Origin of the sequence: Thermoflavifilum thermophilum, from assembly GCF_900116565.1 — a bacterium.
GTDB classification, from domain to species: domain Bacteria; phylum Bacteroidota; class Bacteroidia; order Chitinophagales; family Chitinophagaceae; genus Thermoflavifilum; species Thermoflavifilum thermophilum.
In genome coordinates this window covers 2,478,440-2,504,492 of record NZ_FPCJ01000001.1, presented here as the reverse complement: position 1 = coordinate 2,504,492, position 26,053 = coordinate 2,478,440, and the positions used below count along the sequence as shown (strand labels likewise).

Below are 26,053 nucleotides of genomic sequence, written 5' to 3'. Positions count from 1 at the left end.
ATCAGGATGAAACCCGCTGGCTGCGACCAATGATGAGATACAAAATGGAGCCCAGCAGCGGAAGCAAAATCACGACCACAATCCAGATGATTTTGGTGGTATCACTATTGAACCGACTTTTGATAATATCAACCAGCGCCCAGATCCAGAGAATCAATGTCAGCAGGCCCCAGAGGCCCCAGCCAAGTAATAACAATATCATGAAATGCATATCCTGAAGGTGTTTGAGGTGAAATAAGCAGATGATTGTGTTAAGAAGACTGCCGCTGCTCCCGTCCAACAATCCAGTACAAAATCATTCCTAAAACAGGCAGCAAAATAATCACAATAACCCAGATCAGCTTGGTGGTATCGCTGTCAAACCGGCTGCGCAAAATATCCACAAGCGTCCAGATCCATATCAGCAGCAGAAACAAACAGAAAAGAACTATCAGGACGATAAACAAAACTCCAAAAGAAAAAGGCATACAATACAAATGATGGATGTATAATCAAAAGATATGCTCACAGTACGCCTCCCGCAAATAAATCCGAATGCTTTTCCAGGTGCATGGTACTTGCTCTGCGTGAAAATTATTGATGCTACCTTTTCTCATCGTTTCTACTTTTCATTATTTCTCCGTAAGCACCAACCAGGTCCGAAATATAGGCAACAATTATCCCATCTGGTATCACCCAAATCGTGAATTTTTCGTTAAAGATAACAATTGTGATGAACAATTTTCCCGAATAAGTTTTACCTTAATCAATAACTTTTCATTTCCCATATTTATCAAAATACACCATTATGTGGAAGAAAAAATTATGGATCCCCGTAATCCTTTTAAGTGGGTTAATATTTGCACAAAAAAGCATGGCACAATCCAATCCACTGAAAAAAGGCGATAAAGCTCCGTTATTTACTGCCAGGGCTTGTTTGGCCGGAAAAACATTTGATTTTTCGCTGAAAAATGCTCTGGCAAAAGGGCCGGTGGTAGTGTATTTCTATCCTGCAGCCTATACCGGTGGTTGTGATCTGGAGGCACATACTTTTTCTGAACTGAAAGAACAATTCACACAAGCCGGTGCTACTATCATTGGTGTATCTGCAGATGATTTGGCAAGGTTGAAATCATTTTCCTCTGATCCCAATTATTGTGCAGGCAAATTCCCGGTAGCTTCTGATCCGCAGGGAAAAATAGCTGCTTTGTATGGATTAAAAATTATACCACCCCAGCCAGGTGTAAAAGATGTGAGAGGTGAACCGGTTACGCATGGTTTTATTCCACGCACCACATTTGTGATCAGTCCTCAGGGTGAAATCATAGCTGTGTTTTCATCTGAAACTGATCATATTTCTCCGGATCAGCACGCAAAGATGTCGCTGGCTATTGTACAACAATTACATGCTCATCATCAGGGTTGATAAAAAAACAGACGGGTCGCTTCCCTTTGTAAACAGGTAATGATCTGGGAAACCGCGTAATTCCAGTGGTTTGAAAGGATTACTTGTATGTGGATGCACCCGATGTGGTATGCATCTCAAATGCTAAAACCATCCGGTAAAATACTTCCTTTTTTCACAACCACAATTCCTTCCTTCACCGTATAAAGCGGATGATCCGTATCGGCCAGATGCGGGCCGCCGTTGATACGCACATCATTGCCCACCCGGCAATTCTTATCGATGATGGCATTTTTGATGTAACAGCGTTCTCCAATACCCAGCGGTGGTATGCCCTTGCTATAGGAAGCGTTGATTTCATCAAGGGTTTGATAATAATCATTCCCCATCACATAACAATTCACCAATGTGGTACCCCGGCCGATGCGTGTGCGAATGCCCACCAGCGTATGCTCCAATCGGCTGGCCATAATAATGCAGCCATCGGCAATCACGGTTTTTTCAAGGGTTGTACCCGAAATCTTGGTGGGTGGCAACATACGAGGACGGGTATAGATATTGCGTTCGTTATCAAACAAATTAAACTTCGGAATTTCGTTGGTGAGTTCCAGATTCGCTTCAAAAAATGAGGGTACCGTTCCGATATCTGTCCAGTATCCTTCAAACTGATAACTTACCACTTTATATTTTCCGATGGCCTGAGGAATGATTTCCTTTCCAAAATCTGTGGAAACCAGGTCTTCCCGAAGAATTTTAAACAACACTTCTTTGTTAAACAAATAAATGCCCATGGAAGCCAGGTAAATGCGGCCGGCAGCTTTCATTTCTTCGCCTGTATCGGAAGCCCATTCCAGAATGGCATCGCCTTTGGGTTTTTCCACAAAAGCGGTGATATTGTGATCGGCATCGGTTTTCATGATGCCAAATGAAGAGGCATCCTGAAAGTTTACAGGCGTAGTGGCAATGGTAATGTCGGCCTGCTTCTCGATGTGATCATTGATCATGAGTTGATAATCCATCTGATACAGCTGATCGCCGGAAAGAATCAATACATAATTAAATTCAAATCCCTCCAGGTGATGCAAACATTGTCTTACGGCATCGGCCGTACCCTGATACCACGTAGGATTTTCAGGTGTTTGCTCGGCAGCGAGAATATCTACAAAACCGCTGTTGAAATGATCAAAATGATAGGTGTTTTTAATGTGTCGATTCAAAGATGCAGAATTGTATTGCGTAAGCACGAAAATGCGCTTCAGGCCTGAATTCAGGCAATTCGAAATGGGAATATCCACCAGGCGATATTTTCCGGCAATTGGAACCGCAGGCTTGGAGCGGCTTTTGGTGAGGGGATAAAGTCTTGTGCCCTGGCCACCACCCAGAATGAGGGAAATAACAGACGGCTGCATATACTTACGGTTTTAATTGGGCATATAAATGTAAATATTCCTGTGCAGATTTATCCCATGAAAAATCAAGCTGCATGATATGTTGCTGCAACTCAAGCATCTGCTGCGGATGCTGATACAATTCCATCGCACGGGAAATGGCATGGGTAATATCCCATACCGAGGGTTGCAAAAAACGAAGGCCATAGCCACCAGGATCGCCAATATCGATGACTGTATCGTACAGACCACCCACCGCCCGCACAATAGGTATGGTGCCATACCGCATGGCATACATCTGATTCAGGCCACAGGGCTCTATGCGAGATGGCATCAGCAGAAAATCTGCCGCGGCATACAGCTGATGGGAAAGATTTTCATCGTAACCAATGTAAGATTTGCAATTCGTGTGATGATGATATTCGGACTGCCTTAACAACCATTCCATATGCGGATCACCACTGCCGAGAAAAATAAAATTCAACGCATATTGCGACTCATACAAACTCCGGGCTACCGCATCGGGCAGCAAATCAGCTCCTTTTTCATACACCAGCCGGCCAATGAATACAAACAAGGGTTTTGTTTCATCCAGCTGAAAGCGCCTGCAGATATCGGTTTTGTTGGCTGCTTTCCCTTCCCTGACTGTTTGCACATCATAATGATGCATGATGCGCGGATCTGTTGCCGGATTCCAGGTTTCCGTATCAATACCATTCAAAATGCCTGAAGCCTTGTGTCGTTCCTGCCTGAAAAGCGCCTCCAGCCCGGCAGCCGACGTACACAGTTCATCCAGGTAATGAGGTGAAACCGTGGTTACCCGCCAGCTGCATTTGACGGCGGCAGCCATCGGATTAATCAGATGATTCCAGTCGAGCATGCCCGCCTTCCAGGGATCATAAGCTGGCAGGTAATAGGCCTTATCCCAGCCAAATTGCCCCTGGTACTGGGCATTGTGGATGGTAAAGACTGTAGGGATCTGCCGGAGGTAATCGTATTTGTAACAATAATTCATCATGAAGGGAATCAGTCCCGTGTGATGATCATGACAATGCACCACATCCGGATGATGACGCCAGCTGTTGAGCCATTCCATCACCCCAATCTGAAAAGCTGTAAATCGTTCCAGGTCATTAAAACAACCATATACCTGATCTCCTTCAATCAATCCCGGGATTTCCAGCAAATACAAATCAAATCCCAGCAGGTTATGTTTTTCCCGGATTACATTAAAATGATACCATGTAGGTCCCAGCCAAAGCCCACCCTGATGCACCAGTTCAAACTCATGTTCAATCAAAAACCGGGTGCGGTAACAAGGCATCACCACCTTGGCAATCCACCCCTGCCGTTGCTGATATTTCGGCAAGGCTCCCACCACATCTCCCAATCCACCTACCTTGGCCACCGGATAACATTCCGCGCTTACGTGCAATACTTCCATGCGAAAAACTTAACTCGATTTCTATTGGATGAAAATCAAACGAAAATCAATCGTAGAACAATTTAATAAGTTCTGATCGAACATACAAGTTTTCGGTAAAATTTGTGTTTGGAACAGATTAAATCGCATGAAAATGCGGATGAAAGCGGTCGAGCGTATCCCGCAGATAGCCTGTATCAATATGGGTATAAATTTCTGTGGTCGTAATGCTTTCATGCCCCAGCATATCTTTCACAGCTTTTAGGTCGGCACCACCTTCCAGCAGATGGGTAGCAAAAGAATGACGGAAGGTGTGGGGCGAAATATTTTTCCGGATACCAGCGGCTTGCGCCAGCGATTTCACAATATGAAACACCATCACCCGCGTAAGCGGCTGGCTTCGCCGGTTAAGAAACAAAATATCCCGATCGCCGGGCTGAGGCGAAAGATGTACCCGCACATGCTGAAGATAAAGATCAATATATTTCAGGGCTAATTTCCCGATGGGCACCAGCCGCTGCTTATTGCCCTTGCCGATAACACGGATAAAACCCACTTCCGGATATAAGTCTGATATGCGCAGGCCGATGAGTTCACTAACGCGTAAACCGCAACTGTACAAAGTTTCCAGCATGGCTTTGTTGCGCATGCCTTCCGGCTTGCTGAGATCAATGGCGGCTATCATGCGGTCAATTTCTTCCACCGTCAGCACATCGGGGAGCTTACGCTTGATTTTGGGTAGCTCCAGCAAAGCAGCAGGATTTTGGGTGATGACTTCTTCCAGGAGCAGAAAATGGAAAAACATGCGCAAGCCCGAAATGATGCGGGCCTGAGAAGTGGCCGCCAGCCCTATTTCGCTGATCGCCCGCACAAAATCCTGCAAATCGCTGAGTTGTACGTCATCCGGATGTATTGTTCGTCTTGTATCTTCCAAGTATTGGGCAAATAGCCGCACATCATGCCGGTAGGCTTCAATGGAATGAGCTGACAAATCCTTTTCCAGCTTCAGGTAAGCCACAAAGCCCTGTATGTACGAGTCCCAGATCATGGAAAAGCTATCCGTTTTCGGCTGTTCCCTGTAAGAAACTGCGAGCTTTCCGGCCTTCACAGCAGATGAGATCCAAGATACTCAAATCCGGCAAAAATCCGGTTCGGTCTTCAAATACCTGATGATAGCGGATCTCCGGATCTGTATTACCCGGTGGAGGCTGAATCCGGCCTCTATAGTCCACAGCAGCCAAACCAGCAGCCTCAGCCGGCGGTATAAAGCGATCCGTAAAATGGATTTCTGCCTCTATTCCAAGCACTTTTTTGATCCATTCCAGCCAATCCCGGTTCCAATCAACCAAAAATGCATAGCGCTTTTCAAAAAACACCCGTAGCTCATCCTCAAAATATTCAAACCAGGGACTGCGCCGGTATGCCGATACAAGCGTCTTCCAATGATGTGCCTGCCAGGATTCCCGGTTATAAATCCGGATATCCTTGATGGGGGTGTGCTGGTGTTTTCCTTTCTCCAATGGGATGCTGATCAAGATCCGTCCATTCGGACCTGCCAAATAAAACCGATTGGCATAACTCTTCTTCTCGTGATACAAATTAATGTCAAATAACCATCGGGAATATTCAATTAACATTTTCATGTAAGAAATAGATGGAACACATTGTAAATCAATTAGTAAATTCTTATCAGAAAGCGTTGATGACATACTGACAGTTATTTTGATTGCATGAACAAATCAGAGCAAATTTTAGGTGAAAAATTTTTCAATAAAAAATCAATACAAAAATAGTAAAACACTGTAAATCAGTTATTTATATTAATAAGTCAACTAAATAAATTAGTATTTCAATTCCCGTATTTCAAGCGATTTCTCGTCTAAAAATATTAGCAACAAATATCCTGAAAATCCGCCAGGACTCCCCTGCCCTTTTGAAAAATTTGTTGAAAACGACTCACCACGGGAATAAAAAAACAGCGTTAAAAACCCGGATTGGAAAAAGGCTTGTTGAGAGGGCCATTATATTTGTGCAAAAAATAAAAGTGAGAACCTGGGTCAGATATGCCAGTTTCATGATATTGATTGGGAGCTGTTACCCGCTGCATGCACAATATTTTTATCAGGATTTGTATTCCACCTGGCAAACCAATACCAAACAGCAGCTTTACCGACAATGGAAGGTGAAGAAAATTCAGATCTACAGCTATGATGCCAACCATGAACGTGATAATAGTTTTTCGGTAGAAAAACAATTTTCTTCGGATTACCGGGAGCTGAATTCAACTACCCATTCGCTGGTAAATGGTGATTCCTGGCTCATCAGCCGCTATGATAGCCAATACAGGATTACGGAAAGCCTGGATAGTTCTGATTTTGCCATTAACCTCACCCAATATCGGTATGATTCGGCCGGAAGGTTGAAGGAAATTGATATCGTTTCCCGGACCCCCTCTACTGCCATCGGTGAAACCATGCTCACAGAAACCCATATATTTCAATATGACTCTGCCGGACATCCCACACGGATGTGGAAAATCAAAAACCAGACAGACACCAGTATAGCTCGGTTTATTACAGATTCAAACGGCAGGATAATCCAGGAAACCGATAGCCTGGACGGACGCATACAGCATTTCTATTTTACTTACACCCCGGAAGGCTGGCTGAAAACTATTTCGCGATATGATTCATCGCAGCAGAAAGCTATCACCACCTTGCAGCTGGATTACGATGGAGATGGGCAAATCAGCCAGATGACGGTCATTGCCGGTGGCAACGGAGGATCAACAGTTTGGACATACGCCTATGATGAACGGCATCTGGTTCAGATCGAAAGATGCCTGGCAGATGGGAAAACCTTTATCGGCAGTGTGGAATATGTGTATGATTTTTATTGAGAAAAAAGTTTGGAAAGGCTTTGGCAGAAAATCAAACTATTCCTTATTTTTGCCATCCCATTTGCTTGCAAGCCTGCACAGGGAGAAGCAAGTATCATCCATCAGGTTCTTTAAGCGGAAGTAGCTCATCTGGTAGAGCACAACCTTGCCAAGGTTGGGGTAGCGGGTTCGAGTCCCGTCTTCCGCTCAGCATTCAAAAGTTCTTTTAAGAATTAAAAGCATTGTTTTTTAGCCGGGATGGCCAGCCCTGCCTGCCGACAGGTAGGAATGAATTGAGTTCTTTCAGTTTATGTCTGCCGGCGTTTCCGGTATGACCTGCATCCTGCTCACCAGCAGGCAGGCCTGCCCGGGTGGTGGAATTGGTAGACACGCAGGACTTAAAATCCTGTGGCCAGCAATGGCTGTACGGGTTCAAGTCCCGTCCCGGGTACCTCTTCACAGGGCAGGTTGCTGCCATGAAAGGCTATGAAAAATGTTCTTTAAAATAACAATTGCCCAGGTGGCGAAATTGGTAGACGCACTGTGTTCAGGTCGCAGCGCCCGCAAGGGCATGCTGGTTCGAATCCAGTCCTGGGCACCCCCTTCTGAAACGACTTTGCCTGCCAGCTGGCAGGCTTTTTTATTTCTTTCTCTTCCTGCAGATTTCTGGGAACTTGTTGTTAATCTGAGATTTAGTCGTTATCTTTCTGATTGTTTTTCTTCCAGCACCCAAAATCTAAGCATATGTACTCCTTTACTATCCGCTACCTTGGCACATTGTTGTGCCTATTCTGCACATCTGTTGCTATCGCACAAAGCACGATCAAAGGTCAGATCGTGGATCAGGTTACCGGAGAAAGCCTCAGCAATGCCTCGGTATATATCCAGGGCAGCGGCGAAGGCACCATTAGCGATCGCACGGGTCATTTTACCCTAACCACCCATCATGCCTTTCCCCTCACACTGGTCATCTCATTTGTAGGATACAAAACCCAAAACATCACGCTTCAGGAGCCGCAAACCTCGCTAAACATCCAGCTGGTACCCACGGAAATCCTCGGTAGAGAAACCATTATCTCAGCCAGCCGCGTGCCCGAACGCATCATCGAATCACCCGTTTCTATTGAAAGGCTGAACAACGTACAGCTGAAACAAGCAGCTGCTCCTGATTTTTACAATGCCATCGGTAACCTGAAAGGCGTGAATGTGGTGAACTCGGGACTGCTCTTTCCTACACTCACCACACGCGGATTTGCAGCCAGTGGCAATACCTCGGTGAATCAGTTTCTGGATGGTATGAATACCGAAGCCCCGGGATTGAATTTCTCGGTAGGCAATGTGATTGGGGTTAATGACCTGGATCTGGACAACGTGGAGCTCCTGCCCGGAGCGGCTTCTGCCCTTTATGGTGCAGGCGGTACCAACGGTACCATTTTAATCACCAGCAAAGATCCCTTTCTGTATCAGGGTATCAGTGCGTTGGTAAAAGAAGGAGTGATGCATGTGAATGATCCGGAACATGGTGCTACGCTTTTCCAAGAATATGAAGCCCGCTACGCCCAGGCTTTTCAAAACAAATGGGCTTTTAAACTAAACTTTGATTACATCAAAGGCTATGACTGGATTGCCGACGATACCAGCAATTACGATGCACAAAACTTTACTGTGAAAGCCGGCAGCCGAGCTACCGATCCCGCATACGATGGCGTGAACGTATATGGCGATGAAATCACCGTCAATATCCATGATGTGGCCCAGCAAATGGCACAAGCCGGCGTCATTTCTCCGCAGGCCGCCAGCCAGGTACCCAACCAGAACGTAACCCGCACCGGCTATCGAGAAAAATACCTGGTCGACTACAATACCTACAACCTGAAACTGAGTGGTATGCTGGCCTATAAAATCACTCCGAAAATTACAGCTTCGCTGACGGCTTATTATGGCTCCGGCACGACTGTATATACCGGCTCAGATCGTTATTCCTTGAATCATTTCCACATCGGCATGTATAAAGCCCAAATCAAAGGCGAACATTTCAATCTGTTTGGTTATACCACCCAGGAAGATGCCGGCAAAAGCTACAATGCCACCGTATTGGGTGAATTGATCAATGAAGCCTGGAAACCCAGCACAACCTGGTATCCTCAATTTGTAGGTGCCTACCTGCAAGCTAAACAACAGGGCGCCCCCGATGCACTGGCATTTCAAATAGCAAGGGCTTACGCCGACCAGGGCATGCCAGCTCCTACCGATGTAAACTTCGGACAATATAAAGATCAGGTAAACAGCTCTCCGATTCCACAGGGATCCAGATTTATAGAACACTCCAGCCTCTGGCATTATGAAGGTTTCTATGACTTTTCCTATCTCACACAACAGGTGGTAGACCTGCAGGCCGGCATCAGCTACAATCGCTATCATCTGAACTCAAAGGGTACCTTGTTCGATGATCAAAGTAAAAAACTCACCATTGACCAATACGGATTTTTCCTGCAGGCCTCACGTAAGTTGATACACGAACGCTTGCGACTGATTGCATCTGCACGGTATGACAAGAATCAGAATTTTGAAGGGAAACTCACACCACGCTTTGCAGCCGTGATTACCGTTGCGCCCAATAATACCATTCGCTTGTCCTATCAGACGGGATATAAACTGCCCACCAACCAGAATCAATATATTGATTTAAATGTGGGACGGGCACGACTAATTGGCGGATTGCCCCAATTCATCAATAAATACAACTTAATCAATAATCCAGGATTTACGGTAGACAATGTAAATCAATATGCCGCTGCTTATCAGGCTGCCTATATTGCCAACCTGCAACAGGGACAATCTCAGCAACAAGCACAATACAATGCTGCCGTAACAGCAGAAAAAGTACTTCAGCCCTATGTTTTCAAAACATTCAAGCCAGAAACGGTTTATTCCTATGAACTGGGCTACCGCGGCATCATCCATCAGGTTTTGATGATTGATGCTTATGTGTATGCAGCTAATTACAAAGATTTCTTCGGCTCCGTATTTTTAATTCAGGCTAAAAACGGCCCGCAGCAAATCATTCCCCAGGATCCTAATAAATACTACGGTCCGCAGCTGGCCAGCGATCAAACCCGAAACGTATATCAGGTAACGGTGAACAGCGAAGGGCGAATTAAAACTTTTGGCTGGGCCATAGGTGTGGATTATCAACTTCCGCATCATTATTTGCTAAGCGGCAATCTGTCCTACAACAAACTCAATGGTGCTCCTGCCGGATTCTTTACCCAATTTAATACACCCGACTATCAAGCCAATATGGGTTTCAGCAATCCGGATGTATTTCATGGCTGGGGATTTGATATACACTGGAGATATCAAAATGCATTTTTGTATCAAGGCAGTTTTGCCGTAGGACAAGTACCTGCTTTCAGTACCCTGGATGCAGCTATTAGCTATCGGCTGGTCAGGCAAAAACTCTTGTTCAAGCTGGGCGGCACCAATATCCTGAATCATTATTATCAAAACGCATTTGGCAATCCCAAAATAGGAGCTTTATATTATGTGTCTGTAGGATATAATGTGTTTTGATAACCTCCTGGTAAAATTACTACCTGCCCTGCTTACTTAAAAACAGCCAGGGCAGGTTTTCTTTTGCCACATCAGGGGCTGGGTGTTTCCAATGAAACCAGCGGTCTATATCAGGTAAAATTGCATAGGAGGCTTCTGTGCAAAGTATGCCTAAAGCAGCACCTACCGCCACATCGGAGTACCAGTGCCTGTTGTTATACAACCGGAGGGCTGCGGTGGTAGCAGCTACCGGAAATCCCGTATATGCCACCCAGTGATGTGGACTGTTTTTGTATTCCTCATATAAAAACATAGCCCCACCAAAAGCCGTGGTGGTATGCCCCGAAGGGAAGGAATGAAAATCACTTCCATCGGGTCTTTGTTCATGCACGGCATATTTCAGGCTGGTCACGACTATGCCCTGAATCAATGTAGTAGTGAAAAACAAAGCTAACTGATGCTTTATATCGTGTGCAGGCTGCAGATGGGTGAATCGAAGGGTAAATGTCTCAACTGCTGGCACATACTGCAAATAGTTATCAACCGAAGTGTGAAAATGCGGATAATCTTCCACAATCTCCCCTTTCAGCCCAGCACTGCTGAACAAGAATTTGTGATGGTCATAAGTGGCAAGGCCATCGCCTATCAATAAGCCTGGCACCAGCCCATCCTTGACTATGGGCTTGTCAAACCATCGGTCAGGTAAGCCTTGATTTATATCCTTTGCAACACCCGTATGTTGAAACAATGCAGCCGTAGAATTTTCCGTCCGGAAAGCCGCCATTTGCTGGGCCTCAAGTGTATGCATAAAAAAAATGCAAGCATATAGCATCCAGCCCACGTTTTGTATTTTCCCGTTCCGCACAGGGCTCGTATTTTTGTAAAATGGATCGAATCAAATCCCTGGAAAGTTGACTTCCCTTCCTGAAGATTTTCTGAAATCTTTGTCTTCTTTGCCTGGTGTGGATGTGCAGGCCTTTTTGGACGCACATCAGCAACCGGCTCCGGTAAGCATCCGGCTGCATCCGGTGAAATGGAAAAAGTGGGCACCAGGCCTGAAGCCTGACACTCTTCTACCAATTGACTCACCCGTGCCCTGGTCGGCCAATGGATATTATCTTCGGGAAAGGCCTTCCTTCCTGTTTGATCCATTGTTTTATGCCGGCGCTTACTATGTACAGGAAGCTTCCTCGATGTTCGTGGATTTCGTCATGAAACAATGGAGTGCCCAACGCCGTTCCACAGCGGCTTTGTTGCTCGACCTCTGTGCCGCACCGGGCGGTAAATCCACCATTCTGCTCGATCATCTGCAACCCGATGACCTGCTGGTGAACAACGAAACCGTGCCTCAGCGCGGGCAAATCCTGCAGGAAAACCTGATCCGGTGGGGATATCCGCAGATAGTGCTTACACAAGCCGAGGCTCATTATTTTCAAAGCCTGCCGATGGGTTTTGACCTGATTCTGGTAGATGCGCCCTGTTCCGGATCGGGTATGTTCCGTAAAGATCGCCAGATGTGTAGGTTGTGGACACCCGGTAGCGTGACTGCCTGCAGCAAAAAGCAACAACATTTGGTGACCGACATCTGGCCGGCGCTGAAGCCCGGCGGATGGCTGATTTACAGCACCTGTTCTTTTTCAATGGAAGAAGACGAACAGGTCGTGGATGCATTGATTGCCCAAACCCAGGCTGAACCTTTGCATCTGCAGATTCCCGATAGCTGGGGCATTGTACACACATTCACTCCTCAACACCGGGCGCCTGTATATCGTTTTTACCCCGATCGGCTGGCAGGCGAAGGCTTTTTCCTGGCCGTGCTCCGCAAGTCTGATCACCAAACCATACAACCGCGTTCGGCATTTTTAAAAAAGCACCGGATTTTCGAATTTGGTCAACTGAAAAACGAATGGCCAGAAGCTTATCTACCGAAAAATGCTGATGTGAGTGTAATTCAATACGAAGAGAAAACCTATCTTTTCCCCACAGCACAAATACCTGCACTTCATGAGCTTGCCCGCCGTGTGCCCATACGCATGGCCGGTTTATGTGTGGGCAAATTCAACAAAGAATGGATACCCGACCATGCCCTGTCTTTGCAGATCGGGCTGCGGGAAGACTTACCTACTTTAGAATTGAATCGCGAACAGGCCTTGCGTTATTTGCAAAAACATAGTCCCGACGCCCATCCTTTAACTCCCGGATGGTATCTGGTTACATACCATCGTTTTCCGTTGGGATGGATCAAATCCATAGGGCATCGTATCAATAATTGTTATCCTGCTGCCTGGAAAATGAATCGTACGATTCCGGAACATTTTTTCCAGTGAATAAAACCATCGTATAGCATCCACACTCGCATTCCTGCATCTCCGCTTAAAAGCTTTGCTAAACAACAGGCAAAGTGGTAATTTTACAGCCTGTTTACCAATAGGTAACCTGCTTTTGCCAATCATTCCAAAGCCTTAAATAAAAAGTCATGAGAAAAGACCTTTTTTCCATTCGGAAAACATTAGACACTCCCAAAGGCAAATTTGATTATTACAACCTGCGTGAACTGGAAAAAAAAGGCTACAACATTCAACGGTTGCCCTTTTCTATCCGGATTTTGCTGGAAAATGCACTCCGAAATTTTGATGATTTTGCCATCACGCGCGATCAGGTAGAAACCCTACTCCACTGGCAGCCTCGCGGCATGGATAAAGATATTCCCTTTAAGCCGGCCCGGGTATTGATGCAAGACTTTACGGGTGTACCCGCCGTGGTAGATATTGCGTCCCTGCGCGATGAAATGGCCCGCAAAGGGAAAAATCCGGAAAAAATCAATCCGCTGATTCCGGTTGACCTGGTCGTAGATCATTCGGTACAGGTCGATTATTTCGGTACTGAATATGCTTATGAAAAAAATGTAGAGAAGGAATACGAACGCAACAAAGAACGCTATGAGCTGCTGAAATGGGCTCAGCAGGCTTTCAACAATTTTAGTGTGGTACCACCAGGCATGGGTATTTGCCACCAGGTGAACCTGGAATACCTGGCGCAAGGAGTGATCACACGCGATGGGGAAATCTTTCCCGACACCCTGGTAGGCACCGATAGCCACACGCCCATGGTCAATGGCATCGGCGTAGTGGGATGGGGCGTAGGAGGCATCGAAGCCGAAGCTGCTTTGCTGGGGCAGCCCATTTATTTCATCGTACCCGAAGTCATTGGCCTGAAGCTTACGGGAAAACTGCCAATGGGCACCACAGCCACAGATCTGGTACTCACCATCACAGCCCTGCTCCGCAAGTATGGCGTGGTGGGCAAATTTGTGGAAGTGTTTGGCCCGGGTCTCGATCATCTCACCGTGCCCGACCGGGCTACCATCGGCAATATGTCGCCCGAATTTGGCTGCACCATCACCTATTTCCCCATTGACCACAAAACGCTGGAATACATGCGCAGCACCAACCGGCCTGAGGAGCAAGTGCTGACGGTGGAACAATATTGCAAGGAAAACCTGCTCTGGCGTACCGGCAATGAACAGATCGAGTACACCGACGTGCTGGAACTCGATCTGTCGACCGTAGAACCCACCGTAGCCGGGCCACGCCGGCCGCAAGACAAAATCCTGTTGCGCGAATTCAAGCAAACCTTCATCAGCTTGCTGGATAAGACCTACAACCGCAAATACACGCCCATCAGCGACACCCAGCTGGAACGCTGGAACAGTGAAGGGGGCGATCAGGTGGAAACGGCTGCTGTTACCCAACCAGTAGAAGCCCCGGTGGAAGTGGATATAGAACCCGAAATCACCAATGGCATGAAACGCGTGTGGGTACACGTGGGACCGGAAAAGTTCCTCCTGTCGGACGGGGCCGTAGTGATTGCCGCCATCACCTCCTGCACCAATACCTCCAATCCCTATGTGATGCTGGGGGCGGGACTGGTGGCTAAGAAGGCGCGTGAGTTTGGACTCGACGTGAAACCCTGGGTGAAAACCTCGCTGGCCCCCGGCTCCAAAGTGGTGACCAGCTATTTGCAGCGGGCCGATTTGCTGGAAGACCTCGAAGCACTGCGCTTCCACGTGGTAGGCTACGGTTGCACCACCTGCATCGGCAACTCGGGACCCCTGCCCGAACCCATCGCCAAAGCCATCGAAGAAAACGACCTGGTGGTGGCTTCCGTACTTTCCGGCAACCGCAATTTCGAAGCCCGCATCCACCCGCAGGTCAAAATGAACTTCCTCATGTCGCCCATGCTGGTGATTGTGTATGCCTTGGCCGGAAGAATTGATATTGACCTCACCCACGAACCCATAGGCTATGATCCCAACCTGAAACCCGTGTACCTGAAAGATATCTGGCCCACTAACGATGAGATTGTGGCCTTGATGCAAAAAGTAGTGGATCGCCACGATTTCGAAAAAACCTACAACGAAATCTTCCAGGGCAACGACATCTGGCGTAACCTGCAGGTGCCTTCTGGCAAGCTCTTCCAGTGGAATCCGCAATCTACTTACATCAAAGAAGCACCTTTCTTCCACAATTTACCGGAAGAACCCGCCCCTCTGCAGGATATCAAAAGTGCGCGAGCATTGCTGGTGCTGGGCGATAGCGTCACGACCGACCATATTTCGCCTGCCGGCTCATTCCGCGAAAATTCGCCTGCCGGCCAGTATTTGCTCAGCAAAGGCGTGAAGAAAGAAGATTTCAATTCCTATGGCTCCCGCCGGGGCAACGACGAAGTGATGGTGAGAGGCACCTTTGCCAATGTGCGTATCAAAAACAAACTGGCCAGCCGCGAAGGGGGCTACACCACCTATCTGCCCACCGGCGAAGAAATGACGGTGTATGATGCCGCCATGCAATACAAAGCCAATGGCACACCCCTGATTGTGCTGGCCGGAAAAGAATATGGAAGCGGCTCTTCACGCGACTGGGCCGCTAAAGGCACCTACCTGCTGGGCATCAAAGCCGTGCTGGCCGAAAGCTTTGAACGCATCCACCGCAGCAACCTGGTGGGCATGGGCGTGCTGCCCCTGCAATTCATGGAGGGCCAAAATGCCGAAAAACTGGGCCTCACCGGCAGGGAAATATTTACCATTCAAGGTATTGCGAATATTGAACCCCTGAAAAAGCTGCAAATCATCGCCCAAAAAGAAGACGGACAGCAAGTGCAATTTGAAGCCATCGCCCGGCTCGATTCACTGATTGAGGTGGAATACTACCGCCACGGCGGCATCTTGCAATACGTGCTTCGGCAGTTTTTGAAGGCTGAGAAAAACTGAATTATCTAAATAACTCTAAAGAATTTCAATTCCAGGCCTCCTACCCCATGGAGGCCTTTTACATGTTTGCTTCCAGCTCATCTAACCTTTCCAGACAGCGCTGCAAATCTTCCGGTGTATCGATGGCAAATTGTTCGGCATGTGTAACAGCCATTCGAATGCGATAGCCATGTTCCAGCCAGCGCAACTGTTCCAGCTTTTCGGCCTGTTCCAATGGAGTAGCAGGCAATCGCACCAGCTCCTGCAATACATGCATCCGAAATGCATAAATGCCCACATGCTTGTAATACATGTGATGAGCAAGCCACTCGCTTTGCGGAACATCACGCAAATAAGGCACCGGCTGCCGGGAAAAATACAGGGCATCATTTTGCTGATTCACGATTACCTTCGGAAGATGCGGACTCATCAATTCTTCCGGATTCAGAATGCGCTTCATCAAAGAGGCAATCATCACTTCCTGATCATTGAAACATGCCACCAGTGCATGCAAATGGGCCTGCTGAATAAAAGGTTCATCGCCCTGCACATTCACCACAATGTCGGGCGCAGGATCTAACCTGCCCGCCAGCTCCGCACAGCGTTCCGTACCGCTCTGATGATGAACAGCCGTCATCATCACTTGCCCATTCCAGCTTTTTACATGATTATAAATTCTTTCATCATCTGTGGCTACCCATACCTCCTGTATGCCGGCAGCTGCTGATACGCGTTCATATACCCGCCTGATCATCGATTTACCCGCAATATCTACCAGTGGCTTCCCAGGAAACCGGGTTGAAGCATAGCGGGCAGGAATAATGGCAACAACACGCATTTTTTTGCGACGAAATAACAATTTTCAGATGAAAGAAAAATGCGGAGCTGCCATGAAATTGGATTTAATCCTGCAATCCTTTCCCCTGCAAGATCTGAGGAATGTATTTCTCTATGCGGGCTATCCGGGTTTTGGATTGTTTGGGAGCTGCGAAATACAGCAGATAAGCTTTTCGGCGGCCTGGCGTGAGCTTGTCAAATGCCTGTTTCAGCTGCGCATTTTCCTGGAGTTTTTGTTGAAACTCTTCCGGCATCGGATATGCTTCTGCTGGTTTGCGTTTCACCTGCATGCCCAATTTTTCCACTTCTATGGCTTGCTGGATATAGGCGCGAATGTGTGGCTCCAGCCGAAGTATTTCTGCTGCTTGGCGGAAGCGCATTTGCCGGGCTGCCTGTACATGGGGCGTTTGCTGCAGCAGCAAGCCGTAAGGATCTTTCAACAAAGCACCCTTGAAAAACAACAGCGCACAATATGTTTTAAAAGTGTGGATGAGCACCACATTTTTGCCATCGTAAGTATAGCAAGGCCAGCCCCATTTTTTTTCTTCCTGCAGCGGGAAATCGAGTACGATATTGCGCAAGAGCTGCATTTCTTTTTTCCAGGCTTTAGCCTGATCGAATATCGAATTGAGTTCAATGTTGATGGGCATATCAAGCAATGATTTCGGTGAAAACACGCCCTGCAATGGCCGATTACCAGGAAATTTCGGCCTGCATGGCTAAAGCTCCTTCCAGTTCCAATAGTTTTTGTTTGCGCCAGAGGCCACCTGCATAGCCTGTGAGATGGCCATGGCTGCCCACTACCCGATGGCAGGGGACCAGAATCAGCAGCGGATTGGTACCACTGGCATGTGCAGCAGCCCGGATGCATTTTTCGTCGCCCAGCCACAATGCCAGCTCTGTATAGGTGATGGTATGACCATAAGGGATGCGTTGCAGCGCAAGCCAAACTTTTTTCTGAAAATCGGTACCTCGAAATTCCAAAGGCAAGTCAAAACTCGTTCTTTTCTTCTCCAGGAATTCCGTTAACTGACAGGCTGCCCGAAAGGTCAATTCGTTAGGTTGGTCTGTTCCCTGTTTTTCAGAAAATTGGATAGCCGTCAGAGCCTGGTCTGTAGCCCGAATATGCAGCCAGCCAAGCGATGTAAACAGATACTGCTGATAGGCAACGGCCATGTTTATGGAAATGTGGGAGGTTGAAAATACGAATAAATACCCATTTCACTTAAGGCAAACCCTTGTTTTGTTTCAATGTGAAAACGCAAGGCACGCGTGGTTACCGGCGTAGGTAGTTCAATCAATCGGTTGGCACCTATGCCGCGAACCCGTGCAAGCGTTTCCCATCCTTTGGAAGTCATCGCTTCCACCCTCACCTGCCGGATATGCTGACCGAAGCGAATATCTTCTTTCAGTTGGATCAACCGAAAAGTCTGAGGTCGAGGCCAGGTACACACGAGGTTGGCACTGTGCCATGTGGCCGGTGTGAGCCAGCCGGTGGTATCATGGCCATCGGTCAGGCGCTGCAACAGGCGGGCGGCATTGGCCTTGCTCATACCTTCAGGGCCTGTGAGGCGAGCTGTTTTTAGCAGATTGGTATCGAATACCTGTTTCAGGAAAGTACCGAAAGCCCGGAGGATGCGTACATCTTGCGTATCGAGTATCCCATCGGGTGTGGGGGCCAATCCCAGATTCATGACCCCTGCACGGCCTACACTGTGTACATAAATTTCCCAGAGCTGCTGAGGCGTTTTTTGCTTGCCTTCCTCTTCCGGGTGATAAAACCAGCCGGGACGCAATGGCACATCACATTCAGTGGGCATCCAGAATTTGCCATTTGCAGTACCATAAGGTGAATAACGGGTCAATACATGGCCGGGTGCTGGCGGCTGATTATCGGGACTTTGGGGGGTGAAGGTTTCCCAGGTGCTGTCGGCTGCATAACCGCGTTCATTGCCTACCCAGCGCACATCCGGACCCACATCGCTGAAAATGACCGCTCCCGGCTGCCAATGGCGAATCAGCGCCCAGGTGGTATCCCAGCCGTAGTAATGCGAACGATCGATGATGCGTTTTTCACGGGCTCCTCCATAATATCCCGTTCCTCCGTTGGCCCCGTCAAACCAGCATTCAAACAACGGTCCGTATTGAGTGGCCAGTTCCTGCCATTGCTGCCGGTATAACTGCACATATCGGTAATTGCCATAATCGGCACTGTGCCTGTCCCAGGGCGAGCAATAAATCCCAAAAGCCAATCCAGCTCTCCTGCAGGCTTCCGCAAAAGCCCTCACCACATCGCCCTGCCCCTGCATCCAGGAAGAAGCCCGCACGCTGTAATCGGTAGTCTTCGTAGGCCACAAGCAAAACCCATCGTGATGCTTGGCTACCAGGATGATGCCCCGAATGCCGGCTGCTTTCGCTGCTTCCACGATCTGATCTGGATCAAAACGGGCCGGATGAAATGTATTGGGCGACACATCGCCGTATCCCCATTCCTGGTTGGTAAAAGTATTTAATCCAAAATGGATGATCGCAATCATCTGCAGGGATTGCCAATGCAGCTGTGCGGCTGTAGGCAGCGGATCCAAAGCTCGCAGCTGTTGCGAAAGAGCAGACTGGAAGCTGCAGAAAACAGTTATCAGCAGAAGGATGGCTCGTTTCATAAAGTTATGTACATGCGAAATCAGCAGCTTAAAAGTAAAGAAAAACGACGGCAACCCGTAGGCTGCCGTCGTTGCAAAGCAAATCCATTGCCCGTACGTCAATATCCGGGATTTTGGATCAGCTTGGGATTGCGGTTGATTTCATCCAATTGAATGGGCAGGAAATAGGCATGCGGCTGCCAGGCCCGGGGAATCGCCGAATACACCTTGTAAGTCGGCGTAGGCGAAGTGGTGTGATCGGGTAACATAGGGTAAATAATCAAAATCCCCTTGGCATTCTGGTAGGCCGAATCGGCAATCATCCAGCGCCGTACGTCGAAATAGCGCTGATCTTCAAATGCCAGTTCCACTTCCCGCTCCCGCCGATAATCGTTAATGAGTTGCTGACCGGTAGAGGTGATGGGGGGCATATAAGCCCGCTGGCGGATCATGTTGATGTAGGTCTTGGCTTCCGTTTCCTGACCCAGAGCCAGGCAGGCTTCTGCGTAGTCCAGCAAAATCTCGGTGTAACGGATGTAGCGCCAGGGCACGGTTTGGTGGACAAACTGGGCATCTACGGTTGGATCCATAAATTTTTTCATGTAATAACCCGTATAGGTGCCATTCCAGTTTTCAAACGGGCTCTTGCGGGTATCGAGGCCGGGAATGGTATCCACGCTGTTGGTTTGTGGATTCCATTTGGCCCAGTAGCCTGTTTGCACGATGCCATTCGGATCGAGGGGGGCCACATCTGAGGGCCGGGGCCGCCACTGAGCACCGTTATACAGGATGCTGGCATAAAAACGAGGATCGCGGTTGGCATACGGATTGGCTGCTTCTGCGGGATTGCTCCAGTCGAATGGTGTACCATCGGCCATCTCATACATATCCACCATTTGCTGGGTGGGCGTATTGTTGCCCCAGCAATGCCATCCATTGGGCTGGCAATATTGGCCAGGACTGTAACCCATCCAGTTCTCATTCACCTTCTGGGTGAAAAACTTTACGAAGATATCTTCGGGCGTGGATTGCTGAAGGAATAGCTGCTGATAATTCTGTGCCGCCTCTTGAGCCGACTGTGGATTGGGTTTATATAGATCATAAATACCCAAATCCATCACCGCTTTGGCCGCATCTTTAGCCGCCTGCCAGCGCGCCATCCGATCGCCACCCACATAGCTCACCAGCTCGGGATGAGCATATCCGGGAGCCCAGGAGGCCTGTGAATTAAACAAATCACTGGCTGCATACAGCAACATACGCGCTTTCAACGCAAGTGCAGCACCTTTGGTAGCACGGCCAATATTATCGCCTGAATACTGCAAAGGCAAGAGAGCAGCAGCAGAATCACATTCTTTGGTGATGAAATCCACACATTCGGCAAAAGTATTCCGGGGGACGTTAAAACTATCTGTGAGGGTATAAGCCTGTGTAATGATGGGTACTCCGCCATACATTTCCACCAACTGGAAATAAAGATATGCCCGCAGGAAATGAACTTCGCCCTTCATGCGCTGCTTCAGGCTTGCATCAATGGGTGCCTGATCAATCTTGGAAAAAAACAGGTTACAAGCGCGAATGTATTTGTACTGCGTTTTCCAGCTTCGGATCACCGTTTGCACGGATCCCCAAAATCCTGGATCAAAGATTTCCAGATCACTGGGTGTAAGCAATCCCCGATTCACATTTTCTGCACCCCAGTCGGGCGTAAACACGGCTTCATCGCTTAGGGAAGACATCATCAAAATATCAAACCCGTGGGGAATGCCTCCATAGATATTATCCACAAAAGCTTGAATCAAATTGGGATCATTCCATACGGCATTATCCGAATATTGATCCTTGGGCGAGACATTGAGAAAATCCTTGTTACAGGCATAAAAGCCAGAAAGGATCCATATGCTGAGCAATAAATATAGGATGCGTTTCATAGTCATTTCGTTTTAATACATTAAAAACTAGCATTCAAGCCCACATTCACAATTCGTTGCAAGGGGTAGCTTTGCCCGCTGCCAGCTGATGCTTCCGGATCAAAATCTTTATAGTGCGGACTGTAGGTAAGCAAGTTGTATCCACTCACATAAATCCGGAATTGTTGAAAGCCCAACCGCTGCAGGGCATGTGCAGGTAAAGAATATCCCAGTTCCAGGTTCTTCAAACGCAGATAATCCGTGCTATGCAGGAAATAGGTATTGGCCTGGGAAGCCCAGTATTCATTGCTACGATTGAAAGTACGAGGCTTGTTGGCGTTGGGGTTAGAAGGTGTCCAACGGCCATCAGCAAAGCTTTCCAGAAAATTTCCAATTTCTCCGGACTCTGTAAACACATAGTTTTCAGCTCCTGCAGCCCCCTGCAACAAGAATGACAGATCAAATGGGCCATATTGCAGCTGCGCGGTTAAGCCACCCGTAAACCGGGGTATATTATTTTTGTAACTCCTGATCCGATCATTACCATCAATTTTCCCATCGCCGTTGACATCCTTGAAAATGATATCACCGGGCCGGGCACCTGGCCAGTGCGGATATTTATCGATCTCAGCCTGATTATGAAAGACCCCGATGGCCACATAATACAACCCCGATGAGGGGAATGGATGACCGGTAGTTTGTTGATATTTGGGTGCACCGGGTGGCTCATCCCAGTAAATGACACGATTGCGCGCGTAGCCCCCGTTTACGCCCACCTGATAATGCAATTTACCAGCTTGATCCTGATAATTTACTGCAAAGTCAAATCCTCGGTTACCAGCTTTCCCAATGTTTTCTCGTGGCAAAGCCAAACCGGTTGATAAAGGCACGGTTGCATTCCGGTACCAGAGAATTTTTGACCGGATATAACTGAAATAATCAAACGTTACGGAAAGCTTGCTTCTCAGCAAGGTGGCATCAAAGCCCACATCCGTTTGATTGGCACGTTCCCAGGTTACATTGGGATTGGGAATTCGGGATTCATACAAAGTTTGATTTTCTACATTCCCATTCGTTACAAAAGGATAATAACTCAAACTCAATGAGCCATAGCCATAATTGCCGTTAAACCAGTTGCCTAAAGAGTAAGTGGCGAGGTATTGCCATTCATCAATGCGGTCATTACCCGTTTGCCCGTAAGAAGCGCGGAGCTTGAAATCGCTGATGAAAGGCAGGGCCTTTTGCCAGAAGTTTTCCTGAGAGATTCGCCATCCGGCCGATACGCCGGGGAAGAAACCAAACCGGTGATTTTCTGGAAAGATATATGAGCCGTCGTAGCGCCATACAAACTCCAACAGGTATTTTTCCTTGTAACCATAATTGACCCGGCCGAAATAATTTAATCGAGCATTGATATAGCCCGATCCCCCGTTGTTCAGGTATGCATCCTGCAAACCTGCAAAGAGTTGATCAATAGCTGTGGAGTTGAACCGGCGGAAAGCATTGAAATTATTCCCATAGCCTTTGATGGATTCCGTACCGACCATGAATTTAAAATCATGATTCAACCCAAAGCGATGTTCGTAATTCAATAAAGCATTTAAAGTGATGGTGGTATTGTCGGCCGCCCATTCGGTAAGCTGGGGTTTATCATATCCACGTTGGCCCTTGATGAGGATAGGATTGCCGGCCGAATCAAAGCCCTGCAGGGTATAGAGATACCAGGGTGTTTGCCAAAGCTTACGGAATTGAAATCCTTTATCAAATGCAGCATTGCCGGTTATGGATAATCCTTTAATCCAGGGAATATTGATGTCGAGATGCAAATTGCTGTTCAGATAATACCGCAAGTCCTTATCATATCCTGTAGCCGATGTAACAATGACGGCCGGATTATCGCCATATTCAATATCCGGACCCGGTAAGCCGTTGGGCCAATAAGCATTCATGGTGGGTTTACCCCGCATCACAAACCGAAAGATTTCTCCCGCGCCGCGAGTGGGAAAATGTCGGTATTCTTCCCGGCCGCTCAAATCCACCCCTACATGCACATCCTTATTGATGTGCGCATCCAGGTTTGCAAGAAAATTGTGCTGACGATAAAAAGTAGCACTGCGACGGTAATTACCATCTTCAAATTTAGTACCAACCAACACATAATACCGCATAGATTCTGTACCTCCTGAAATACTGATATCACCGGCATACTGATCTGACCATTTTTTAATCACTTCCTTAAACCAATCGGTATTGGGATGCAGCCAGGGATCAGATCCATCCTTGAATTTTTTGATATCATCGGCTGAATAAGGTTCTGGTGTGCCGGCATAGTCGGCGATTTCATTGAGCATGGTAGCATAGGTAGCTGCATCAGCCATCTTGGGAATGCGAGTGGGCTGGTTGTAGCCATAATTGAGACTCAAACCAATCTGGGGTTTCCCCACTCTTCCTCTTTTGGTAGTAATGAGAATAACACCATTGGCCGCTTCTGAACCGTAAATAGCTGCGGAAGCATCTTTCAGAATGGTGATGCTTTCAATGCTGTTCGGATCTATGCGTTCCAGGCTGCGATACGGAATACCATCCACTACTACCAGCGGATCGTTGTTATTGAAAGAGTTGATACCTCTGATGCGAATAGTTGACCCATCATAACCAGGCTCGCCACTGCTCTGCACGGCAGTGAGCCCGGGTAAACGGCCCACCAGGCTGTTGCTCACATTCACCGCCGGTGATTTCACAATATCTGATCCTTTCACGCTGCTGATGGAACCCGTCAGGGTAGCCTTCTTTTCCGTGCCATAGCCCACCACCACAATTTCGTTGAGTGCACTGGATATTTCGTGCAAACTCACGGCAATCGTTTGCCTGTCACCGACAGGCATCTCAACCCTGTTATAGCCAATAGCGCTGAATTCGAGCACGGCATCATCGGGCACTACAAGGGAAAAACGCCCATCCGCATCCGTAACGGTACCTATCTGCTTGCCTTTTACCCGAACCGTTACACCCGCCAGGGGCTTACCCGTGCTGTCGGTAACCCTTCCGGTAATGCGCCTGTCCTGCATGGCATGCAAATGAGTCCCGATCAGCACCAGCTTGTTGTCCAGGATCTGATATCCGATTCCCAATCGGCTGCTGAGGCTGTCCAGCAGCTCGGGCAGGGTAATATCTTTTAAATCGAGATCCAGGCTGGGAAGGGATTCCAGTTCGTCGTTGGTATAGTAAAAAACATAGTCGGAATGTTTTTCCACATAACGCAAAATCCGCTCAACGCTCGTTTTGCGAAAATGGAGCGTAAAGGTGTTTTGTGAATATCCTGAGGCAGAAACCTGTAAAAACGCCAGCAACAACAGCACAGTAAACTTTGACATAAGGCATACCTTTCGTGCAAGTGAATATTCGCGGGATAGAACCTGCGTAGGTAATTTTTTCATATTTTGCAAAGGTTTAAATCGTGAACAAATCGGAATTCATTTTTCGGTTGTTCCGGTCGCGGAGGATACCCCCATATCCTCCGTTTTTTTATTCCGGATAAAAGCCCGTGTAAGCTCAGGGAGGCTGCCAGTATTTTTTTATGCCGTGTTTGATGCCTTTGTTTTTCATGGTGTAAAGGATTGAATAAACACTGCCGTATCGGTAATCTGGTACCGGAACGGTTTAATTTTCTGCAAAATCTGCAACAGCTGGGTCAACGACACATTATCGGCCCGCCCTGTAAACCGCTGATGGGCCAGCGCTTCACTTTCAATATGAAACGGAATACCATACCAGCGCTGCAGACGCTGCGCCAGTTCAACAAAACTTTCATCTTCAAATACCAGTTGGTTATCTTTCCAGGCGATTTCCGGAATCAAATGATCGGCAAGGGGTTGCAGGGGTACAAGCTTTACCTGTTCTTGCTCAGGAGCAGGAAGGGTTTTTAATGGTTTTTGAGGAGATGCGGGCTCGGCTGGTGTCTCAGCATGTCGCCTCCGGAAAATAATTTTCTGATCAGGCTTCAAATAAATCAGTTGATCCTTACCTTGTTGCTCATGCAGTTTGATGGCTACTGCACCAGAAATCAATACGGTTTCCGTAAAATCTTCATCCGGATAGGCTCGCACATTGAATTCTGTACCCAAATCGCGAATATCCATTTCGCGGGTATGAATTACAAAAGGCTGATGGGTGCGATGCACAATTTTAAAATAAGCCTCACCCGTTAAGAACACTTCGCGCATGCTATTCGAAAAAGTTTCCGGATATTTCAGGGTGGTGGCGGCATTCAGCCAGATAGTACTTCCATCGGGTAGGCTGATCATGGATTTCACACCCGGTGCTGTACTGATGGTCTTCCATACCTTTTCAGCTGAATGCCTGTTCCCCTGAGTGTGCACCCACCAGGTGATACCCACACCGATGATAAGGACAGCACCCAGCATCCCCCAAACCAGCGTTTTGCCTTTTTGCCAAAAACTTCCGGTACGGGTATCCTGTAACACAGCGTTTTCAGCTGTTGCTTCCTCCTGAATCCGTTGTTTCACTTTTGCTATCATGGCTTGTCGGCGTTCTTCGTCAAGATCGTGTATCAACACCAATCTTGCTTTTTGCAATATGCCGCTTTTGATCCACGATTCCGGATGCTCCAGAAACCATTGCTGCAGCCTATCCTGCTCTTCAGCATCGAGGCCTTCGCTAAACATCTTGACAATCAATTCCCAGATAGATTCATCCATGCGATTAAACATATAGGCTGCCAACTATAAAAAGACAATTGCTGAGGAAAAAACAATTAGCGGAGAAAAATGATGG

Annotated in this window: 19 protein-coding genes and 3 tRNA genes; 8 read left to right on the top strand and 14 right to left on the bottom strand. The window is 47.6% G+C overall.

Annotation, left to right across the window (positions count from 1 at the left end; translation table 11 throughout):
• Window position 1: 1 nt before the first annotated feature.
• Entirely contained in the window at window positions 2-202 is a 201-nt protein-coding gene (locus BM367_RS10595) for a PLDc N-terminal domain-containing protein (protein WP_092461027.1), read from the bottom strand.
• 49 nt (window positions 203-251) lie between these two features.
• Window positions 252-467, bottom strand: coding sequence for a PLDc N-terminal domain-containing protein (locus BM367_RS10590; RefSeq protein ID WP_092460351.1), 216 nt, complete (start codon window positions 465-467; stop codon window positions 252-254).
• Between the two features lie 386 nt (window positions 468-853).
• On the opposite strand from BM367_RS10590, the gene BM367_RS10585 reads away from it, so the two are divergent.
• Window positions 854-1,405 carry a peroxiredoxin gene (locus BM367_RS10585; protein ID WP_092461026.1) on the top strand — a complete coding sequence of 184 codons (552 nt, stop codon included), beginning with the start codon at window positions 854-856 and terminating at the stop codon, window positions 1,403-1,405.
• 116 nt (window positions 1,406-1,521) lie between these two features.
• Here BM367_RS10585 and BM367_RS10580 read toward each other — a convergent pair whose 3' ends face one another.
• From BM367_RS10580 to BM367_RS10565, 4 genes are all read right to left on the bottom strand, one after another.
• Entirely contained in the window at window positions 1,522-2,793 is a 1,272-nt protein-coding gene (locus BM367_RS10580) for a glucose-1-phosphate adenylyltransferase (protein ID WP_092460349.1), read from the bottom strand.
• Window positions 2,794-2,797: 4 nt separating this feature from the next.
• Window positions 2,798-4,216 (bottom strand): glycogen synthase, encoded by a 1,419-nt coding sequence (locus tag BM367_RS10575; protein WP_092460346.1) that lies wholly within the window; start codon window positions 4,214-4,216, stop codon window positions 2,798-2,800.
• 118 nt (window positions 4,217-4,334) lie between these two features.
• Window positions 4,335-5,243: a site-specific tyrosine recombinase XerD gene (gene xerD, locus BM367_RS10570; protein WP_092460344.1), complete on the bottom strand. Its 909-nt coding sequence runs from the start codon at window positions 5,241-5,243 to the stop codon at window positions 4,335-4,337.
• 7 nt (window positions 5,244-5,250) lie between these two features.
• The gene (locus tag BM367_RS10565) at window positions 5,251-5,904 is read right to left on the bottom strand and encodes a WbqC family protein (RefSeq protein ID WP_092460342.1); all 654 of its coding nucleotides are present in this window, start codon (window positions 5,902-5,904) and stop codon (window positions 5,251-5,253) included.
• Window positions 5,905-6,269: 365 nt separating this feature from the next.
• Here BM367_RS10565 and BM367_RS10560 point away from each other — a divergent pair, with 365 nt between their 5' ends.
• The 5 genes from BM367_RS10560 (at window position 6,270) to BM367_RS10540 (ending at window position 10,646) form a co-directional block, all read left to right on the top strand.
• A complete protein-coding gene (locus tag BM367_RS10560) occupies window positions 6,270-7,094 on the top strand; it encodes a hypothetical protein (RefSeq protein ID WP_143104013.1) in 825 nt (274 codons plus the stop codon).
• A gap of 114 nt (window positions 7,095-7,208) precedes the next feature.
• Window positions 7,209-7,281 (top strand) — tRNA-Gly (locus BM367_RS10555).
• Between the two features lie 157 nt (window positions 7,282-7,438).
• A tRNA-Leu gene (locus BM367_RS10550) sits at window positions 7,439-7,524 on the top strand.
• A gap of 63 nt (window positions 7,525-7,587) precedes the next feature.
• A tRNA-Leu gene (locus tag BM367_RS10545) sits at window positions 7,588-7,671 on the top strand.
• Window positions 7,672-7,817: 146 nt separating this feature from the next.
• Window positions 7,818-10,646, top strand: a complete 2,829-nt coding sequence (locus BM367_RS10540; RefSeq protein WP_092460338.1) for a TonB-dependent receptor — start codon at window positions 7,818-7,820, stop codon at window positions 10,644-10,646.
• Window positions 10,647-10,665: 19 nt separating this feature from the next.
• Here the strand turns inward: BM367_RS10540 and BM367_RS10535 are convergent, their stop codons facing one another.
• The gene (locus tag BM367_RS10535) at window positions 10,666-11,433 is read right to left on the bottom strand and encodes a phosphatase PAP2 family protein (RefSeq protein ID WP_177224205.1); all 768 of its coding nucleotides are present in this window, start codon (window positions 11,431-11,433) and stop codon (window positions 10,666-10,668) included.
• A gap of 103 nt (window positions 11,434-11,536) precedes the next feature.
• Between BM367_RS10535 and BM367_RS10530 the strand changes: the two genes are divergently transcribed.
• A complete protein-coding gene (locus tag BM367_RS10530) occupies window positions 11,537-12,952 on the top strand; it encodes a methyltransferase RsmF C-terminal domain-like protein (RefSeq protein ID WP_092460334.1) in 1,416 nt (471 codons plus the stop codon).
• A gap of 149 nt (window positions 12,953-13,101) precedes the next feature.
• Entirely contained in the window at window positions 13,102-15,894 is a 2,793-nt protein-coding gene (gene acnA, locus BM367_RS10525; RefSeq protein WP_092460332.1) for an aconitate hydratase AcnA, read from the top strand.
• Between the two features lie 58 nt (window positions 15,895-15,952).
• Here acnA and kdsB read toward each other — a convergent pair whose 3' ends face one another.
• From kdsB to BM367_RS10490, 7 genes are all read right to left on the bottom strand, one after another.
• Window positions 15,953-16,711, bottom strand: a complete 759-nt coding sequence (gene kdsB / locus BM367_RS10520) for a 3-deoxy-manno-octulosonate cytidylyltransferase (RefSeq protein ID WP_092460331.1) — start codon at window positions 16,709-16,711, stop codon at window positions 15,953-15,955.
• Window positions 16,712-16,775: 64 nt separating this feature from the next.
• On the bottom strand, window positions 16,776-17,360 hold the full coding sequence (locus BM367_RS10515) for a YdeI/OmpD-associated family protein (RefSeq protein ID WP_092460330.1): 585 nt from the start codon (window positions 17,358-17,360) through the stop codon (window positions 16,776-16,778).
• Between the two features lie 43 nt (window positions 17,361-17,403).
• A complete protein-coding gene (locus BM367_RS10510; RefSeq protein WP_092460328.1) occupies window positions 17,404-17,886 on the bottom strand; it encodes a methylated-DNA--[protein]-cysteine S-methyltransferase in 483 nt (160 codons plus the stop codon).
• Between the two features lie 2 nt (window positions 17,887-17,888).
• Window positions 17,889-19,370 carry an alpha-L-fucosidase gene (locus tag BM367_RS10505; RefSeq protein ID WP_143104011.1) on the bottom strand — a complete coding sequence of 494 codons (1,482 nt, stop codon included), beginning with the start codon at window positions 19,368-19,370 and terminating at the stop codon, window positions 17,889-17,891.
• A gap of 98 nt (window positions 19,371-19,468) precedes the next feature.
• Window positions 19,469-21,280, bottom strand: a complete 1,812-nt coding sequence (locus BM367_RS10500; protein WP_092460324.1) for a RagB/SusD family nutrient uptake outer membrane protein — start codon at window positions 21,278-21,280, stop codon at window positions 19,469-19,471.
• Between the two features lie 20 nt (window positions 21,281-21,300).
• Window positions 21,301-24,633, bottom strand: a complete 3,333-nt coding sequence (locus BM367_RS10495) for a SusC/RagA family TonB-linked outer membrane protein (RefSeq protein WP_245759966.1) — start codon at window positions 24,631-24,633, stop codon at window positions 21,301-21,303.
• A 228-nt stretch (window positions 24,634-24,861) separates the two neighbouring features.
• Window positions 24,862-25,977, bottom strand: coding sequence for a FecR family protein (locus BM367_RS10490; RefSeq protein ID WP_177224204.1), 1,116 nt, complete (start codon window positions 25,975-25,977; stop codon window positions 24,862-24,864).
• Window positions 25,978-26,053 lie beyond the last annotated feature (76 nt).